At 71.4% G+C, this 14,578-nt stretch carries 19 protein-coding genes; 7 read left to right on the top strand and 12 right to left on the bottom strand.

The window, feature by feature from the left end; genetic code table 11:
* The first annotated feature begins 24 nt into the window (after nucleotides 1–24).
* Together E3U26_RS17295 and E3U26_RS17290 are read left to right on the top strand one after the other, a co-directional pair.
* Entirely contained in the window at nucleotides 25–231 is a 207-nt protein-coding gene (locus tag E3U26_RS17295) for a hypothetical protein (RefSeq protein ID WP_036761175.1), read from the top strand.
* A gap of 61 nt (nucleotides 232–292) precedes the next feature.
* On the top strand, nucleotides 293–487 hold the full coding sequence (locus E3U26_RS17290; RefSeq protein ID WP_116220523.1) for a DUF3008 family protein: 195 nt from the start codon (nucleotides 293–295) through the stop codon (nucleotides 485–487).
* Nucleotides 488–564: 77 nt separating this feature from the next.
* Here E3U26_RS17290 and E3U26_RS17285 read toward each other — a convergent pair whose 3' ends face one another.
* From E3U26_RS17285 to E3U26_RS17275, 3 genes are read right to left on the bottom strand one after another with little or no spacing between them, the layout of a single operon-like run.
* Nucleotides 565–801 carry a hypothetical protein gene (locus E3U26_RS17285; protein WP_072462496.1) on the bottom strand — a complete coding sequence of 79 codons (237 nt, stop codon included), beginning with the start codon at nucleotides 799–801 and terminating at the stop codon, nucleotides 565–567.
* Nucleotides 802–815: 14 nt separating this feature from the next.
* Nucleotides 816–1,673 (bottom strand): Rossmann-fold NAD(P)-binding domain-containing protein, encoded by an 858-nt coding sequence (locus E3U26_RS17280; protein WP_499106977.1) that lies wholly within the window; start codon nucleotides 1,671–1,673, stop codon nucleotides 816–818.
* Nucleotides 1,670–2,383, bottom strand: a complete 714-nt coding sequence (locus E3U26_RS17275) for a hypothetical protein (RefSeq protein WP_243700176.1) — start codon at nucleotides 2,381–2,383, stop codon at nucleotides 1,670–1,672. Before E3U26_RS17275 ends, E3U26_RS17280 begins: the two co-directional genes overlap by 4 nt.
* Before the next feature lie 120 nt (nucleotides 2,384–2,503).
* Between E3U26_RS17275 and E3U26_RS17270 the strand changes: the two genes are divergently transcribed.
* From E3U26_RS17270 to E3U26_RS17260, 3 genes are all read left to right on the top strand, one after another.
* The gene (locus tag E3U26_RS17270) at nucleotides 2,504–3,001 is read left to right on the top strand and encodes a YciE/YciF ferroxidase family protein (protein WP_036761186.1); all 498 of its coding nucleotides are present in this window, start codon (nucleotides 2,504–2,506) and stop codon (nucleotides 2,999–3,001) included.
* Nucleotides 3,002–3,131: 130 nt separating this feature from the next.
* Nucleotides 3,132–3,368 (top strand): hypothetical protein, encoded by a 237-nt coding sequence (locus tag E3U26_RS17265; protein WP_499106974.1) that lies wholly within the window; start codon nucleotides 3,132–3,134, stop codon nucleotides 3,366–3,368.
* Nucleotides 3,369–3,409: 41 nt separating this feature from the next.
* On the top strand, nucleotides 3,410–3,571 hold the full coding sequence (locus tag E3U26_RS17260) for a hypothetical protein (protein WP_499106972.1): 162 nt from the start codon (nucleotides 3,410–3,412) through the stop codon (nucleotides 3,569–3,571).
* 546 nt (nucleotides 3,572–4,117) lie between these two features.
* Here the strand turns inward: E3U26_RS17260 and E3U26_RS17255 are convergent.
* From E3U26_RS17255 to E3U26_RS17245, 3 genes are all read right to left on the bottom strand, one after another.
* Nucleotides 4,118–4,975 carry a hypothetical protein gene (locus tag E3U26_RS17255; RefSeq protein ID WP_499106971.1) on the bottom strand — a complete coding sequence of 286 codons (858 nt, stop codon included), beginning with the start codon at nucleotides 4,973–4,975 and terminating at the stop codon, nucleotides 4,118–4,120.
* Between the two features lie 328 nt (nucleotides 4,976–5,303).
* Nucleotides 5,304–5,834: a RodZ family helix-turn-helix domain-containing protein gene (locus E3U26_RS17250; protein ID WP_499106969.1), complete on the bottom strand. Its 531-nt coding sequence runs from the start codon at nucleotides 5,832–5,834 to the stop codon at nucleotides 5,304–5,306.
* A gap of 148 nt (nucleotides 5,835–5,982) precedes the next feature.
* Complete coding sequence (locus E3U26_RS17245; protein ID WP_036754827.1) at nucleotides 5,983–6,594, bottom strand: cysteine hydrolase family protein; 612 nt, start codon at nucleotides 6,592–6,594, stop codon at nucleotides 5,983–5,985.
* Between the two features lie 302 nt (nucleotides 6,595–6,896).
* Between E3U26_RS17245 and E3U26_RS17240 the strand changes: the two genes are divergently transcribed.
* Nucleotides 6,897–7,991 carry a sensor histidine kinase gene (locus E3U26_RS17240; RefSeq protein WP_499106967.1) on the top strand — a complete coding sequence of 365 codons (1,095 nt, stop codon included), beginning with the start codon at nucleotides 6,897–6,899 and terminating at the stop codon, nucleotides 7,989–7,991.
* A gap of 16 nt (nucleotides 7,992–8,007) precedes the next feature.
* Here E3U26_RS17240 and E3U26_RS17235 read toward each other — a convergent pair whose 3' ends face one another.
* The 4 genes from E3U26_RS17235 to E3U26_RS17220 all read right to left on the bottom strand — a co-directional run bounded on the left by E3U26_RS17235 (nucleotide 8,008) and on the right by E3U26_RS17220 (nucleotide 10,308).
* Entirely contained in the window at nucleotides 8,008–8,505 is a 498-nt protein-coding gene (locus E3U26_RS17235) for a superoxide dismutase family protein (RefSeq protein ID WP_036754830.1), read from the bottom strand.
* A gap of 92 nt (nucleotides 8,506–8,597) precedes the next feature.
* Nucleotides 8,598–9,728: a carboxylate-amine ligase gene (locus tag E3U26_RS17230; RefSeq protein ID WP_036754833.1), complete on the bottom strand. Its 1,131-nt coding sequence runs from the start codon at nucleotides 9,726–9,728 to the stop codon at nucleotides 8,598–8,600.
* 104 nt (nucleotides 9,729–9,832) lie between these two features.
* Complete coding sequence (locus E3U26_RS17225; RefSeq protein ID WP_499106965.1) at nucleotides 9,833–10,084, bottom strand: hypothetical protein; 252 nt, start codon at nucleotides 10,082–10,084, stop codon at nucleotides 9,833–9,835.
* A 26-nt stretch (nucleotides 10,085–10,110) separates the two neighbouring features.
* Complete coding sequence (locus E3U26_RS17220) at nucleotides 10,111–10,308, bottom strand: hypothetical protein (protein ID WP_036754845.1); 198 nt, start codon at nucleotides 10,306–10,308, stop codon at nucleotides 10,111–10,113.
* A 200-nt stretch (nucleotides 10,309–10,508) separates the two neighbouring features.
* Between E3U26_RS17220 and E3U26_RS17215 the strand changes: the two genes are divergently transcribed.
* Complete coding sequence (locus E3U26_RS17215; RefSeq protein WP_255469536.1) at nucleotides 10,509–10,634, top strand: hypothetical protein; 126 nt, start codon at nucleotides 10,509–10,511, stop codon at nucleotides 10,632–10,634.
* Nucleotides 10,635–11,226: 592 nt separating this feature from the next.
* Here the strand turns inward: E3U26_RS17215 and E3U26_RS17210 are convergent.
* On the bottom strand, nucleotides 11,227–13,434 hold the full coding sequence (locus E3U26_RS17210) for a TonB-dependent receptor domain-containing protein (RefSeq protein WP_499106964.1): 2,208 nt from the start codon (nucleotides 13,432–13,434) through the stop codon (nucleotides 11,227–11,229).
* Nucleotides 13,435–13,590: 156 nt separating this feature from the next.
* Nucleotides 13,591–14,568, bottom strand: coding sequence for a FecR family protein (locus E3U26_RS17205; RefSeq protein ID WP_499106963.1), 978 nt, complete (start codon nucleotides 14,566–14,568; stop codon nucleotides 13,591–13,593).
* Between the last annotated feature and the right edge of the window lie 10 nt (nucleotides 14,569–14,578).

Raw genomic sequence — 14,578 nt, 5'->3', positions numbered from 1 at the left:
GCCCCTGACAAGGAGGACTTCGCCATGGGCGAGAAATTCGATCCCAAAGCCGAAAACGAAAAGTTCAACGTCCAGCAAAGGGCGCAGCAGCTGAAGATGGGCAATGCCGATCCGGTGCTGAACCCCAAGCAGATGCAGCGTTCGAACGAACCCAATGCCGGCGGGGAGAACCGCGAGGCGGGCGACCGCAAGGCCCGGCAGAACGACCGCGCCACCAATGGCGGCGAATGATGCCGCGCCCTGGCCGGAACCGGGCGCCTAACCAGGAGGCCTAAGCAGGAGGATCGAGACCATGCCAGCCAAATCCAAGGCGCAGCAGAAGGCGGCCGGCGCGGCGCTGGCCGCCAAGCGCGGCGAGACGAGCAAGGACGAATTGCGCGGCCCCTCGAAGCAGATGCACGATTCGATGAGCGAAAGCGAGCTTGAGGAACTGGCCGCCACCAAGCGCAAGGGCAAGCCCGAACATAAGCCCGAACACAAGGGCTGACCCCGAACACAAGGGTTGAACCGGGGCCGACAGGCGCCGGAAAGGGGGCAGAGACCGCGGTCCCCGCCCCTTTTCGTTCAGTAGTTTCCCGGCGGGTCGCTGGCCGGGAAGGATTCGTCGCCTTGCTCGTCCACGATGTCCCAGTTGCGCGGCGGGTTTTCCATCTGCCGCCGGCCGGCGGGGCGGATCTCGTCCTGGCGCCGGCGGCTGCGGTGGCGGGGTCCGGTGGCGGGCCGGGCCAGCGCATCGCAGGCGCCCTTGAGCGCGAAACCGGCGGCCAGGCCGCAGAGGAACGCAAGATGGCGGTTGTTCATGGTCGACTCCCTTCTCAGATCATCGGTTTGCCGCCGGTGACGGCGATGGTTGCGCCCGAGACATAGCTCGACATCGGCTCGGCCAGCATGACATAGGCCGAGGCCAGCTCGACCGGCTGGGCGGGACGCTTCATCGGGTAGTTGGCGCCGAACTCGGCCACCTCCTCGGGCGGCATGCTGGCCGGGATCAGCGGCGTCCAGACCGGGCCGGGCGCCACGGCATTCACCCGGATGCCGCGTTCGGCCAGCATCTGCGCCAGCCCGGTGGTGAAGTTCTGGATCGCGCCCTTGGTCGTGGCATAGGCCAGAAGCTTGGGATTGGGCTTGTCGGCGTTGATCGAGGCGGTGTTGATGATCGCCGAGCCCCTGGGCATATGCGGCACCGCCGCCTTGGTCAGGTAGAAGATCGCGTCGATGTTGACCGCGAAGGTGCGGCGCCATTCCTCGTCCGCGATCTCCTCGATGCCGTCGAACAGCGCCTGGTGCGCGGCGTTGTTGACCAGGATGTCGATGCGGCCGAAGCGCTCGATCACGTCGGCGACGATCTTGCGGCAATGGTCCGGGTCGGCGATGTCGCCGGGGATGGACAGGCAGTCGCGCCCGGCCTCGCGCACCAGATCGGCGGTGCTGGCGGCGTCCTCGGTCTCGTTCAGCCAGGACAGCGCCAGGTCGGCGCCCTCGCGGGCATAGGCGATGGCGACGGCGCGGCCGATGCCGCTGTCGCCGCCGGTGATCAGCGCCACCTTGCCCTCCAGCCGGCCGGCGCCCTTCCAGCTTTCCTCGCCATGGTCGGGGCGCGGATCCATGTTTCGAAAGCTGCCGGGCAGGGATTGCTGCTGTTTCGGAAAGGGCGGCTTGGGATAATCGCTCATCTGTCGGGCCTTTCATCGGGATGGGGGACGCCGGGCTGCTTGTTGCCGTCGCCCTGGCGGTTCGGATCCTCGGTGACGGTGCCGGCCGGGTCCATGCGCTGCTGGCGCTGGTCCAGCACATGCGGCGCGGGATGGCGCAGCCGCTCGACGGCCGAGACCGGCGCCTGCGGCGGCTCGGCCGCGCCGGGGACGGGGGGATAACGATCCGGCGCCGGCGATGTTCCCGGCGCGCGCCGGCCGATGGCCCATGCGGCCAGCAATCCCAGCGACAGCCCGACGCCCAGGGCGGCAAGCCCGGCCAGGACGGCCCAGGGCGGCAGCACCAGCTCCCATCCCGGACGCAGCCGGGCGGGCAGCAGGCCATAGTCGATCAGCCCGGCCATGGCGGCGGTGGCCAGCCCCGCCAGCCAGGCCAGCCATGGCCCGCCCCGTGCCGCCCGGCGGACCAGCAGCACCGCCACCCCCGCCCAAAAGAAGCACGAGGCGACATGGATGGCGGTGCCCAGGCCGGTATGGGCCAGGTCCAGGGCGGTGGTCCGGGCGGCCTCGGCCCCGTGCAGCGCATGGGTGGTGGCGTTCAGCGGCATCCAGGGCGGCAGGCCGCGCCCGGCCGAAAGCGCCGCCAGGACCGGGATCGACAGCAGCGCCGCGCCTGCGCCGGCCAAGGGCCATGCCAGGGTAAAGCGGGCCATGGGGATGGGACGGGCCATGGGTTTCCTCCTTCTTTGACGGGCAACCAGCGGCCGGGGCGTTTGTTCCTTGGAACATTTTCCGCCGGTTCTGGTTCAGGGCGTCCCGATTGGATTTTTTCAACGCAGGAGACCTGAGAGATGGCCCACAAGGTTCTTGACGACCTGTTCCACGACACGCTGAAGGACATCTATTATGCCGAGCGCCAGATCCTGAAGGCGCTGCCCAAGATGGCGCGGGGCGCGCAGTCCGACCGGCTGCGCAAGGCCTTCGAGAAGCATCGCGAGGAGACCGAGATCCATGTCGAGCGCCTCCAGCAGGTGTTCGAGATCCTGGGCAAGGCGGCGCGCGGCAAGACCTGCCCGGCCATCGACGGCATCATCGAGGAGGGCGAGGAGGTGATGGCCGCCTTCAAGGGCGCCCCGGCGCTGGATGCCGGGCTTGTGGCGGCTGCGCAGGCGGTCGAGCATTACGAGATCGCCCGCTACGGCACCTTGCGGCAATGGGCCAAGCAGCTGGGCCTGAAGGAGGCCGCGGCGCTTCTGGGCCAGACGCTGGAGGAGGAATCGGCGACCGACGAGCTGCTGACCGAGATCGCCGAAAGCGAGGCCAACCGCGAAGCGGCCGAACCGGCCTGAGTGCGGGTTCCCAGCTTGCCCCCCGTGCGCCGTCGGGGCTTTTCGGGGCCTGAAGGCGTGCCTCGGTGCCCCGTCGTGGCCCGCACCGCGAATCGGCCCCGGCCTGTCCCTTCCGAAAACGGGGAAAGGCTTGCGGGCCACGACGACGACCGCCATGCCTCCCCGCGCCGCGACGAGGACGGCCGGTGCATTCTCGCGCCGCCATGACGACCATGCGCGCGCCGCGCTAGGAGGCTGGTTCGGTCGCCCCGAGGGCCATGCCGAGGCCGCCTACCACAGCTGGGACCATCATCGGGACGACGACGACGACCGGCGCTACGGTTCGCACCGCGGCGCTGACGACCGCCGCATCCTCGCGCTGTCATGACGACGACCGGCGCCGCTATTCGCGCGGCCGCGATGACGACCATGCGCGGGACCGCGCTAGGAGGCTGGTTCGGCCACCCCGAGGGCCATGCCGAGGCCACCCGCCGGGGCTGGGACCACCGCCGGGACGACGATGATCGCCGTTATTCCTCGCACCCCGACGAGGACGACGACCGCCGCCATGCCGCGCGCGGGCGGCGCTGAGGCGCGGCAGGAAGGGGGGGCGCGCCGGTCTCCTTCGCCCTCCCGGAGGGGATCATGGCCGCACAACACCGAAAAACGCAGGGTAACCGCTGCATCCGCGCCAGGCGACTGGCCGCGGCCGGACCGGCGACAAGGTCGCCTTCCCCGATCCCGCTCCGGCCCCGTTCGGCATCGGTGAGGTGGCCGCGTGCAGCGGCGGAGGGGCCGCTTCGCCGAGCTGAAGGCCGCGCCCCGGCTGCCCCACGATCCGGAGTCGAGGCCGCTGCTGCAGCGGCTGGGCCTCGCCGCGTTCCTGGCCCTGTAGCCGGTCGCGCTTCTGCTGGTGCTGCCCGGCCTGCGCTTCTGCCTCCTCAGGCCGGGTGCGGCATCTTCTGCCGCTGCCAGATCCGCTCGACCAGCGTGACCAGCGGGGCGGCCAGCTCGCGCTCCCGGCCCAGATGCGGCCGCCGCCGCCTATCCCAGCGCCCGCGTCCGCAAGCGCCGCGTTCCTGGCCCTGCAGCCGGTCGCGCTTTTGCTGGTGCTGCCGGGCCTGCGCCTCCGACCCTTCAGGTCGGGCGCGACATCTTCTGCCGCTGCCAGATCCGTTCGACCAGCGTGACCAGCAGCGCGCCCAGCTCGCGCTCGCGGCCGAGATGCGGCAGAAGCGCCAGCGCCTGTTCCAGCGCATCCTCGACCAGCGCATCCGCCAGCGCCGCGTCCTGCACCAGATAGCGCGCCAGCGCCCGCAGCCGCGGCAGCATATCCGTCACCGTCATCTCGGGCGTGCAGCACAGCCCGGCCCGGTAGATTGCGCTGTGCAGCAGGATGGCCGAGGCGAGTGCCTCGGGGCCCTCGTGGCTCGGCACGCAATGGCCATGCGGGTAGAGGCCCAGGCCGGGCCCAGGCGCCTGGGCGAAGATGACGAAGGGGATGCCGGCGGCCTGCAGGCTCTGCGCCAGCGGCGCCGGGTTGCGCAGGTTCAGCACCGCCGCGTCGACCTGCATCGGTCCGGGCCGGACCAGCGCGGCCACAAGGCTGCCGCTGAAGCGGATCTCCGCGGGCCCGGCCCCATCCCTGGCCCCGTCTCCGTCCCCAGCCCCGTCTCCGTCCCAAGGTGCGGCCAGCCGGTGGCGCGCCAGCATCGGCGGCAGGACCGGCGCGTGAACCGACGCATGGGTTGGCGGGTGGGCCGAAGCATGGGCCGAAGCATGGGTTGGCGCGCAGGTTTGCGTATGGGTCCGGGGCGCATCCTCCACCAGCACCTCGACCGAAGCGCCGGCCTGGCGCAGGTAATCCGCCACCGATCCCGCCCCGGCCGCGCCGTCCTCCCACAGCGCCAGCCGCAGCCCGTGCAGGTCGGCGCTGCGGTAGAAATGCCGCACCCCCGCGGGCGAGATGCAGGAAAGGGTTTTCCGGTTCGGCATGACCCGGATCCTCAGGCCCCGGCAGGCGACGAAAGGCGCCCAAACGCCAGCCGCCAGGACCGGCAGACGGCGCTTTCCCCTTCCCGCGATGCCGGGGGCAGGTCGGTCTTGCGAGGGAAACGCCCGGTCCCGGCGGGCGGGAGGCTGGCGGGGGTCTTGCGGTCGGGCATCGCGGGGCTTCTCGTGCTGCTTGGGGGCAGGTCGGCCTTGCGAGGGAAACGCGCGGTCCCGGCTGGCGGGAGGCTGGCGAGGGTGTTGCGGTCGGGCATCGCGGGGCTTCCCATGCTGCTTGGGGGCTCGGGCGGCCCGGCGGTGCCGCCCGAGGCGCTCATTGCGACGGCTGGCCGGGATCGGCCGGTGCCGTTCCGGCGGGGGCGCTGTCCGGGGATGCGGCGTCGGCGGGGGCAGTCCCGGCCGGGGCGGTATCGCTCGGCGCGGTCTCGGACGCGCTGCCGGCCGGCGCGGTTCCGTCGGGCGAGACGTCAGCAGACCCCGCGTCGGCAGGTGCGGTCTCGGCAGGAGTGGTATCCGTGGGCGCCGCGTCAGCAGGGGTGCTGTCGGCAGGGGCGGTATCGGCAGGCGCGGCCTCGGGCGTGCTGCTGGTGGGCGCGGTCTCGTCGGCAGCAGGCCCCGCGTCGGCGGGTGTGGTGGCGGGTGCGGTTTCCACCCCGGCGGCGGGGGGGTCGGTGATCTCGTCCACTGGACCCGGCACCTGGCCGGGGATCTCGGGATCGCTGGTCTCGTCGTTGAACCACCAGAGAAACCCCGCCAGCGCGATCAGCACGGCCGCGAGGATGCCGATGATTGGGACGAGGTGGTGGCGTCTTTGCCTTTCCAGGTCGGTGCGGGGTGCGGACATTGCAAAGCTCCTGTGCTGGTGTCGGACAGGCCCTAGACGGGACCCATTGGCGCGGCCGCCCCGTCGGGCGGCCTTCCGCGGGGTCCCCCTCGGGCGTGCTTGGGGACGGCCATGGAAAGGAAACACCCGCCGCCCCCGGCTTGTTCCCCTAGGCCGCGGCCCAGGCGTCCAGAACCTCGCCCAGCGGTGCGGTCTCGACCTGCTGCGAGAACCGCGTGCGGTAGAGCGTCATCGCCGCGTCATGGCCTTGGTCGGTCGAGGAACAGACCGCATCGCCCACCAGCACCACCCGGTAGCCCAGGTCGACCGCGCCCATCACCGTGCCCAGCACGCAGACGTCGGTCTCGCCGCCGGTGATCACCAGCGTGGTGATCCCGGCGCGGCGCAGCCAGCGGTGCAGCCGCCCGTCGTGCCAGGGCGAATAGACCGGCTTGTCGACCACCCTGGCCGGCGGCACATGCCGCGCCAGCTCGGGCAGCAGCTCGAGCCATGTCCGGTCCAGCCGCTCGCGCAGCATCTCGGGCCATTGCGCGTAATAGCGCGCCCAAGCGCCGGACGCCGCCCCGAGCCGCTCGGGCGGGATGAAGCGGGTGAAGACGGTGTGCTGCGGCCGCGCTTCGACCAGCGTCGCAACCGCCGGCCGAACCTGCTCGATCCACGGCACCGCCCAGGCAGAGCCGGGCCCGAACAGCCGCTGCATGTCGACGCAAAGATGAACCGTCGCCGCCGGAAGGCGGCCGAAGCGAAGGGTTTCTGCCATGGCGCCGGGGGTCTTGATGATCGGGACGTTCCATGCAGAACCGGGCAGCGCCGCAATCGTTCCGTGTCAGGGCCTGGGGCGGGCGAGTTTTTCCGGGAACATTCCCGCGCCCGGCCGGTTGGGTGGCGCATGATTTCGTGCGGCGGGCCGCGATCGCGGCCGGCACGAGCCGGCGCCGGTCATTTTCCCCGGCGCCGCGTGCCAGGATGGGAAACCGCCGGACAATGTCCCGCGTTGCGCTATTTTGCGTCGGACGGGGACGGGCATACCGGATGGGGCGGCAGCAGCGCGACGGAGGGGCGATGGACGGATCGGTGCATTTTCTGGATGGCGGCGGCGAGATGGGCAGGGCGATCCGCGACCATGACTGGTCCGGCAACGCGCTTGGCCCGCCCGACGGCTGGCCCTCGGCGCTGAAGATCGCGCTGGGGATGGCGCTGAACTCGAAATTCCCGAAATGCATCGTCTGGGGTCCGGGGCTGATCACCCTGCACAACGACGCCTTTCGCCCGATCCTGGGCGACAAGGGCAACGTGCTGGGCCGGTCCTTCGCCGAGGTCTGGAGCGAGGCTTGGGAGGAGATCGGCCCCCTCGCCGAGCGCGCCTATGCCGGCGAGGCGACCTTCATCGAGGATTTTCCGCTGGTCATCGACCGCTACGGCTATCCCGAGCAATGCCATTTCACCTTTTGCTACAGCCCGATCCGCGACGAGAACGGGGTGGTGCGCGGCATGATCGACACGGTGATCGAGACCACCGGCAAGGTCGAGGCCACCCGCCAGCTGCGGCTGGTGAACGGCGAGCTGGGCCACCGGATCAAGAACACGCTGACCGTGGTCTCGGCCATCGTCAACCAGACGCTGCTGAGCCATGACGGCCCCGAGGCGCGCGAGATCCTGCGCCAGCGCATCGGCGCCCTGGCCCAGGCGCAGACGCTGCTGACCGATTCCAGCGCGCTGGATGCCGAAATCGGCCAGGTGGTCCGGCAGGCGCTGACGCCGTTTCGCACCGGGCAGCGGCGCTTCCGCATCGCCGGCCCGCCGGTGCGGCTGTCGGCCAGGCAGGCGCTGACCCTGGCGCTGGCCATCAACGAACTGGCGACCAACGCGCTGAAATACGGCGCGCTGTCGGTCCCGCAGGGCGCGGTGGACCTGGCCTGGACCGGCGGGCGGCCGGGCAGCGACGACCCGTTCCGGCTGCTCTGGGCGGAATCGGGCGGCCCGCCCGTCGCCTCCCATGCCGGCAAGGGCTTCGGCTCGCTCATCATCGAGGAGGCGCTGGCCCAGGACTTCATGGGCGAAAGCGTGATCCGCCACGAGCCCGAGGGCCTGCGCTGCGAATTGCACAGCCGCATGAGCCACCTGGGCGCGGGCGAGGGCGAGGGTGCGCCGGGCTGATCCCGGCGCCGCTGGCCTATTCGATCACCGCGCAGGCCAGCCGGTCGCCGGCGCCGCCGGTGGGCTGGGTCTGGTAGTCGTCGGGGCCGGCATGGATCATCAGCGCCCGGCCCTTGATCGCATTGTCGCCCTCGGCCAGCGTCACCAGCGGGTTGAAGACCTGCGCCCGCGCGGTGCCCTCGGCATCGACCCAGATGTTGGGCATGTCGCCGGCATGGGGGCCGCCCTCGGCCAGCACGCCATGCGGGGCCTGCGAGGGGTTGAAGTGGCCGCCCGCCGATTCATGGCCGGTGGCGTGGTCGCAGCTGCCGGTTTCGTGGACGTGGAAGGCGACCCATTGGCTGGCCGGCAGCCCGGTCGCCTCGACCTCGATCAGCACGCCGGTCGGCGTCGCCGTCAGCGCCGCGGTTCCGGCCTCTTGCCCCTCGGTGTCAAGGAAAACCGCCTTGGCATCCTGGGCATGGGCCGAAAGCGGCATCAGGGCGAGGCCGAGGGCCAGAAGATATTTGGGCATTGCTGTTTCTCCCAGTGCTGCATGTCGGCGGGGGAACCCCCGGCCTGCGGGCTTTGTTCCCGCGAGCCGGGGAAATCCGCCGCCAGGCCGGATCACAGGCCGCGGCGGAACTCTTCGACCAGCCAGGCGACGATGCTGCGAAAGGCTTCCTGCGGCGTGGCCCCGGCGGCCATGGCCGAGGCGAACAGCGCCCGCTGCCGCTCGGCCGCGCTGCCGCGGGCGATCATGTCGCGCAGCCCGGCCACCGCGGGCTGGCTGTCCAGCGCATCGGCATCCTCGGCGATGGCGGCAAGCCAGCCCTCGGCGATCTCGTCGAAGGGAAGGATGCGGCGGGTGCCGAAGTCGATCAGCCCCTCGGTCAGCCCATAGCGGGTCGCGCGCCAGCGGTTCTCGCCCAGCAGGAAGTTGTCGTATTGCCGCCAGCGCAGGTTCTGCCGCGACAGCCGCCACAACATGCGCAGCGTCGCCTGCACCAGCGCGACCAGGGTGATCGTGTCATCCAGCCGGGGGCAGGCGTCGCAGATCCGGGTCTCGAGCGTGGGAAAGCGCGCCGAGGGGCGCAGATCCCACCAGATCTTGCTGGCATCGCCGATGATCCCGGTCTCGGTCAGTGCCGCGACCGAGCGGTCGTATTCGGCCCAGCTGCCCAGCCGCGGCGGCAGGCCGGTGCGGGGATAGCCGGCAAAGACCGTGGTGCGATACGAGGCGAGCAGCGTATCCTCGCCCAGCCAGAACGGGCTCGAGGCCGAAAGCGCCAGCAGATGCGGCAGGAACCACGAGAACTGGTTCATCAGGTCGATGCGCATGTCCTGGTCGGGGATGCCGACATGGACATGCATGCCGCAGATCAGCATGCGCCGGGACACCCCGCCCATTTCTTGCGAAAGCTGGTTGTAGCGGTCCTTGTCGGTATGGTCCTGGCTGCGCCAGTCCGCGACCGGATGGCAGGCGACGGAAATCGGCGCCAGGCCGAATTCGGCGGCATGGCGGGCGATGCTGCCGCGCAGCCGGGCCAGATGATCGCGCGCCTCGCGCACATCGGCGGCGACGGGGGTGCCGATCTCGATCTGGCAGCGCAGGAACTCGGGGCCGACCTGGTCGGCCAGCTCGGCCTTGCAGGCGGCCATCAGCGCATCGGGTGCCTCGCGCACGTCGCCGGTTTCAACATCGACCAGCAGGTATTCCTCTTCGACGCCCAGCGAGAATTCGGGCTCGTCGGCCATGTGCTGTCCCTTTCGTCAGATGCCGCCTTCAGGCCGAACCCCAAGCGGGCGGCGGTTGTTCCCGCCACCGATGCCGGCGGATGGTCTCGCAGGGCAGGGGGCTTTCAGCCCTCGGCCTGGTCCTCTGGCTTGCCGGTGTGCTTGCGATGCCGGCTTTCCTGGTTTTCGCCCCTGGGCGTGGGATCGCCGTCCTCCTTGGCCTCGGCCCGCGGCTTGGGGGACTCGGCGATCTCCTGGTGCGGGTGCTTGGCCGCGTCCAGATAGGGGCGGGGGTCGAAATCCTTGCCGGCGTTGCTGGTATCCACGCGCTTTTCGATGATCTGCCGCTGCTGCTGGCGGGTCTTCTTGCCGATCATGTCCGGTCTCCTTTTCCTCCGGCTGGCTATTTGTTCTCGCGGCCGCGCTGGCGGGGGTCTATGCCGCCCTGCGGGGTGGTGTCGTTCAGCACGTCGCCTTCGAAGGTGTTCTCGCCGCCGATCTCGGGGTCCTTGCGACCGGCGCCCTTGGAGCGGCCGATGCCCGGATCGTGCCGCAGGTCCGCGTCCGAGGGCTGGCTGGGCTTGGGTTGCTTGTCGGTCATGTCGGTGTTCCTTGCTGAAGGATTTCCGGGAAAGAAGGCGGACAACCGCCAAGCCCGGACAATGTTCCAGACCGGGCGGGCCGCCGCCGCAAGCGCCGCCGGATTGGGCAGGACGGCCATTTTCCGCCCAGGGGTTTGCGCTTGCGCGTTGACTCTGCAAGCACGCCCGAGGGCACCGCTCAGGACATGAGGAGTTGAGCATGCCACATGAAACCGTTTTCGCCTCCGCCCTGGTGTTCGGCGTCATCGCCAGCGCCAGCATCGCGGCCGCGTCGGTGCTGACCATGCAGTCCATGGGGCTGTGGGTCGGACCGCCCCGATTCTAGCGGGGCGCCTGCCTGCGGCGATGCCCAGGCATTGCGGCAGGCTGGGGTTGCAGGCCCGCAGGGGCCGCGTTCCTCCGAAACCGCATGGGTCTGGTTATGCGCCCCCCGTCGAGGACGGCGCCGGTCGATCCGCGAGACAGGAGGATGACAAGGCAGATCGTTGGAGCGACAAAGAGCGCAACCGCCGCGACGGGACCATTCCGATCGCGAGGATTGGCGCGGCGCCCATGGCCGGGACGACGACCACGACCCGGCTATGGCGATTATGGGCGCGGGGCCTATGGGGGGATTTCCGGCGGGATGACGACCATGTCCGTGGCGGCCTTGGCGATTATCGCCGCGGCTACCGGACGATGACGGCTGGCGCGACCGCCGGGACCGGGACTGGATGGACCCCGCCGGGGACGACGCGGCGTCCTGCTTCGGCCCGGAGGAGGCCGAGCGCTGCCATCGCCAGGACGCGCAGCGCGACCATGACGAGTGCCTCCGCCCCTGCAGCCGATCCGACGACCGCATCGGCGAGGGCAGGTGCGGCCGCTATCGCGACGGCTGGCCTTGCGCCGGGCCCGGCGGCGGGTCGGGCCGATGCCCCCTAGAAGGAGTTGCTGAGGCCCAGGTAGAGCCGCCGCCCCTCCACCATGCTTTCGTCCGGCACCACGTTGGCGACGTTGTAAAGGCCGATGGCGCCGGTCACGCCTTCGCGCAGGCGGTAGTCCAGCCCCAGATCGACGACCAGATGCGCCCGCAGCCCGGCGGTGCGGCCAAGCGCCTGCGAGGTGCTGCGATAGCGGGCGCGGGCCCAGAGGTTCAGCGCCTCGTCCGGCTGCCAGTCCAGCGCCAGGTTAAGAATGTGCCGGGGCAGGTTGTGAAACGGCTGCCCGGCGTTGCGGCCGCTGGCGATGCGGGAATCCGACCAGGTGTAATTCGCCGACACCGTCGCATCCCCCAGCGGGATGTCCAGCGTCAGCTCGACCCCGCGCAGCCGGGCTTCGTCCTGGTTGCGGTATTGCGTGACCGCCACGTAATGCGCGCCGTTCAGCACGCAGGCCGGGGCCTGACCCGCGGGCGTGCGGCACAGGTCCACCCGGCCGATGCGGTCGCGAAACCGCGTGTAGAAGGCGGTCGCCCCGAACTGGAGGCCGGTTTGCCCCTCCCACACCAGGCCCAGTTCGTAATTGCTGCTCCGCTCGGGCTTCAGGGCGCTGTGGCCGCGGTCGCGCGAGCGGCCGTCGCCGCCCGACGGCTCCCACACCCCGTCGTCGGCCTGTTTCAGCGCCGGCACCCGGTAGCCGCTGCCGAACCCGCCCTTGATGGTCAGGCCGGGCAGGGGGCGCCAGACCGCATAGGCCCTGGGCGTCAGCTGCGCGCCGTATCTCTGGTTGCGGTCGTGGCGCAGGCCCAGCGTCAGGGTCAGGTCGGGCGACAGCGCCAGCCTGCCCTCGGCGTAAAGCGCCTGGTGCCAGCGGCCGGGATCGGTGACGGCGGAATCGGGCAGGCGGCCGGGGTCGTGCCGGGTGTGCTCGCGGCGATGCTCGAACCCGAAGGTCAGGTGATGCCGCCCCCAGGGCTGGGTCGAGCGGGTGCCGAAGGTCAGCGCCTCGTGCCCGCTGCGATTGCCGGCATCGAAATCCGTGGTCTCGCGGAATAGGAAGGAAACCGTCTCGGCCTCGTCGCCGCGGCGCAGGCGGTGGGTCAGGCTGGTGCCCCGGTCGCGGATCACGGTCGGGGCCGGGGCTGCGGGCCCGCCCTCGTCCAGCCGCAGGCGGCTGCCCCACAGGTCCAGTTCCAGCGACTGGTCCGGCGCCGGGGTCCAGCCCAGCCTGCCGCCCAGGTTGGCCCGCCGCCCGGAGGACGAAGGCGCGACGGCCCCGTCCTGGCGATGGCGCGAGCCGTAGAGCATCACCCCCAGCCGGTCGCGGACCAGCGGCCCGCCCAGCATGAAGCGCGCCTCGTTCGCCCCGCCGGGGCCAAGGTCATGCGTCAGGCCAAGGTCCAGCCTGCCCGTCCAGGCGTCGGGCACCGGCCGGGTGATGACGTTGACGACGCCGCCCGAGGCCGCCGATCCGTAAAGCGCCGACATCGGGCCGCGGATCACCTCGATCCGGTCGATGGCGGGGACGGGGGGCAGGAAGCCGGCCTTGGCGCCCACGCCGCGCCCGTTATAGGCGGCCTCCTCGGAGGCGCTGAGCGGCTTGCCGTCGATCATGAACAGCACATAGGGCTGCCCCATGCCGCGCAGGGTGATCGGGGTGCCGCCGTCGCGGCCCGGCGCGCCGACGAACAGGCCCGGCACGTCGCGCAGCGCCTCGGCCAGGGTCGGGCCGGGGCGGCGGGCCAGATCCCCGGCCCCGACCACGGTCATCGTCGCGGGCGCATCGGCCAGCTGCTGGGGATAGCCGGTCGCCGTGACCACGACGGTCTTCAGCGTGACCGTGGGCGCGGCCTCATCCGCCGGCGCCGGCAATTCGACGACCAGGCTGCCCTGCGCGGTAAAGCGATGCCGGCCCCGCCCCGCGGGCAGCACGCTGCGCAGGGCCGCGTCCAGCGTCATGCGCCCGGAAAGCGGCGGGGCGACCAGGGCCGCGCCATCCCCCTCGACCAGGACGGAGAGGCCCGCGACCTGCCCGATGCGGTTGAGCGTCCGCGCCAGCGGCTGCGCGGGAATGTCGAAGTCGTATTCCGCCGCCGCGGCTTGCCCGGCCGCCGCGACGGCCGGCGCGGGCGCGGCGGCGCAGCCCAGCGACAGCAGGACGGCCAGCCCGAGCAGCGAGACCCCGTATCGAGACAAGAGCGGCGACATCGTTCCTTCCGTGCGAGGGGCCGGCCGAATGCCGGCCGACACATGCTCGACGCATGAGAAGGCGGCACGCTGAACCCGCGTTTTCGTTTTTCAGGCGCTGGCGGAAGGGCTGGCGGAAACGGGCAAGGGCGGCGCGCCCCGGCCCGGAATGCAGGGCTACATCAGCAGGCTGCCGCCGGGCAGGGGCAGGATGCGGAAACCCACGGCCTCGGCAAGCGCCTCGAGTTCGCCCCTGGGGTCGGCCAGGCTGATGCTGCCGGTGATCGGCCGCCGGGCCAGCGTCTCGCTGGCGAAAAGGATCGCGCCCGCGCCGTGGCGTTGCAGGACACCGGCCACCTCGCGCAGGCTGGCGTCGTAGAAGGTGAAGCGGCCCTCGCGCCAGGACAGCGCGTCGGGCACGTCGACCCGCTGCACCAGCGGGCGGGCGCCGGGCTGCGCGGGGATGCGGGCCTGCTGCCCCGGTTCCAGCATCGCCAGGCTTTGCCCCTGCGGGTCCAGGATCTCGACGCGGCCCTCTTCCAGCGTGACCAGCATGCAGCCGCCGCAATCGCGCACCTCGAAGCGGCTGCCATGCACGCGCACCTCGTTCCCGCCCAGCCGGACCGAGAAGGGGCGCCCGTCCCGCTGGACATCGAAGAAGGCGGCGCCGGAGCGCAGGGTCACGCGGCGGGTGGCGCCGTCCTCGGCATAGTCCAGCGCCGAGCCGCCGTCGAGCAGGGTCCGGCTGCCGTCCGGCAACGCCAGATCCTGCGCGGGACCGGGCCGGGCGACGTGATCGGCCAGCAGACGCAGCCGCAGGTCGGGCCGCGCCAGGTCCAGCCACAGCGCGGCCATGGCGCAGGCGCCAAGCGCGAGTCCCGCGGCGAGGGGGCGGAACCAGCCCCGGCCCGTCCCTGACGGACGCTGGCCCGCCGGCCGGATGGGCTGCGTGCCGGCCATGACCGTGCCGCCGACCTCGCCGGCGATCTGCCAGGCCAGGCGCGCGTCGGCAAAGGCGCGTGCCCGGTCCTTGCCGCCCCCGAGCCAGCGGCGAAAGGCCGGGTCGTGTTCCAGCGCGGGATCGGCCACGATCCGCACCACCCAATCCGCAGCCTCTGCCCGGAGTCGTTCCTGCGGATCGGGTCGTGGCAGCAAGGGGGTGGCC

The organism is Paracoccus ferrooxidans (assembly GCF_029909815.1).
In the GTDB taxonomy this organism is placed as follows: Bacteria; Pseudomonadota; Alphaproteobacteria; order Rhodobacterales; family Rhodobacteraceae; genus Paracoccus; species Paracoccus versutus.
Note: the sequence above shows the minus strand (reverse complement) of the source record. Positions and strands in the feature narration are given on the sequence as shown.

Excerpts from the sequence above, each read along its gene's own strand:
- E3U26_RS17220 (WP_036754845.1), bottom strand. The coding sequence starts at position 10,308 with ATGACCGACAAGCAACCCAAGCCCAGCCAGCCCTCGGACGCGGACCTG.
- E3U26_RS17230 (WP_036754833.1), bottom strand. The coding sequence starts at position 9,728 with ATGGCCGACGAGCCCGAATTCTCGCTGGGCGTCGAAGAGGAATACCTG.
- E3U26_RS17270 (WP_036761186.1), top strand. The coding sequence starts at position 2,504 with ATGGCCCACAAGGTTCTTGACGACCTGTTCCACGACACGCTGAAGGAC.
- E3U26_RS17290 (WP_116220523.1), top strand. The coding sequence starts at position 293 with ATGCCAGCCAAATCCAAGGCGCAGCAGAAGGCGGCCGGCGCGGCGCTG.
- E3U26_RS17295 (WP_036761175.1), top strand. The coding sequence starts at position 25 with ATGGGCGAGAAATTCGATCCCAAAGCCGAAAACGAAAAGTTCAACGTC.
- E3U26_RS17255 (WP_499106971.1), bottom strand. The coding sequence starts at position 4,975 with ATGCCGAACCGGAAAACCCTTTCCTGCATCTCGCCCGCGGGGGTGCGG.
- E3U26_RS17210 (WP_499106964.1), bottom strand. The coding sequence starts at position 13,434 with ATGTCGCCGCTCTTGTCTCGATACGGGGTCTCGCTGCTCGGGCTGGCC.
- E3U26_RS17245 (WP_036754827.1), bottom strand. The coding sequence starts at position 6,594 with ATGGCAGAAACCCTTCGCTTCGGCCGCCTTCCGGCGGCGACGGTTCAT.
- E3U26_RS17225 (WP_499106965.1), bottom strand. The coding sequence starts at position 10,084 with ATGATCGGCAAGAAGACCCGCCAGCAGCAGCGGCAGATCATCGAAAAG.
- E3U26_RS17235 (WP_036754830.1), bottom strand. The coding sequence starts at position 8,505 with ATGCCCAAATATCTTCTGGCCCTCGGCCTCGCCCTGATGCCGCTTTCG.
- E3U26_RS17285 (WP_072462496.1), bottom strand. The coding sequence starts at position 801 with ATGAACAACCGCCATCTTGCGTTCCTCTGCGGCCTGGCCGCCGGTTTC.
- E3U26_RS17250 (WP_499106969.1), bottom strand. The coding sequence starts at position 5,834 with ATGTCCGCACCCCGCACCGACCTGGAAAGGCAAAGACGCCACCACCTC.
- E3U26_RS17240 (WP_499106967.1), top strand. The coding sequence starts at position 6,897 with ATGGACGGATCGGTGCATTTTCTGGATGGCGGCGGCGAGATGGGCAGG.
- E3U26_RS17215 (WP_255469536.1), top strand. The coding sequence starts at position 10,509 with ATGCCACATGAAACCGTTTTCGCCTCCGCCCTGGTGTTCGGCGTCATC.
- E3U26_RS17260 (WP_499106972.1), top strand. The coding sequence starts at position 3,410 with ATGCGCGGGACCGCGCTAGGAGGCTGGTTCGGCCACCCCGAGGGCCAT.
- E3U26_RS17280 (WP_499106977.1), bottom strand. The coding sequence starts at position 1,673 with ATGAGCGATTATCCCAAGCCGCCCTTTCCGAAACAGCAGCAATCCCTG.
- E3U26_RS17275 (WP_243700176.1), bottom strand. The coding sequence starts at position 2,383 with ATGGCCCGTCCCATCCCCATGGCCCGCTTTACCCTGGCATGGCCCTTG.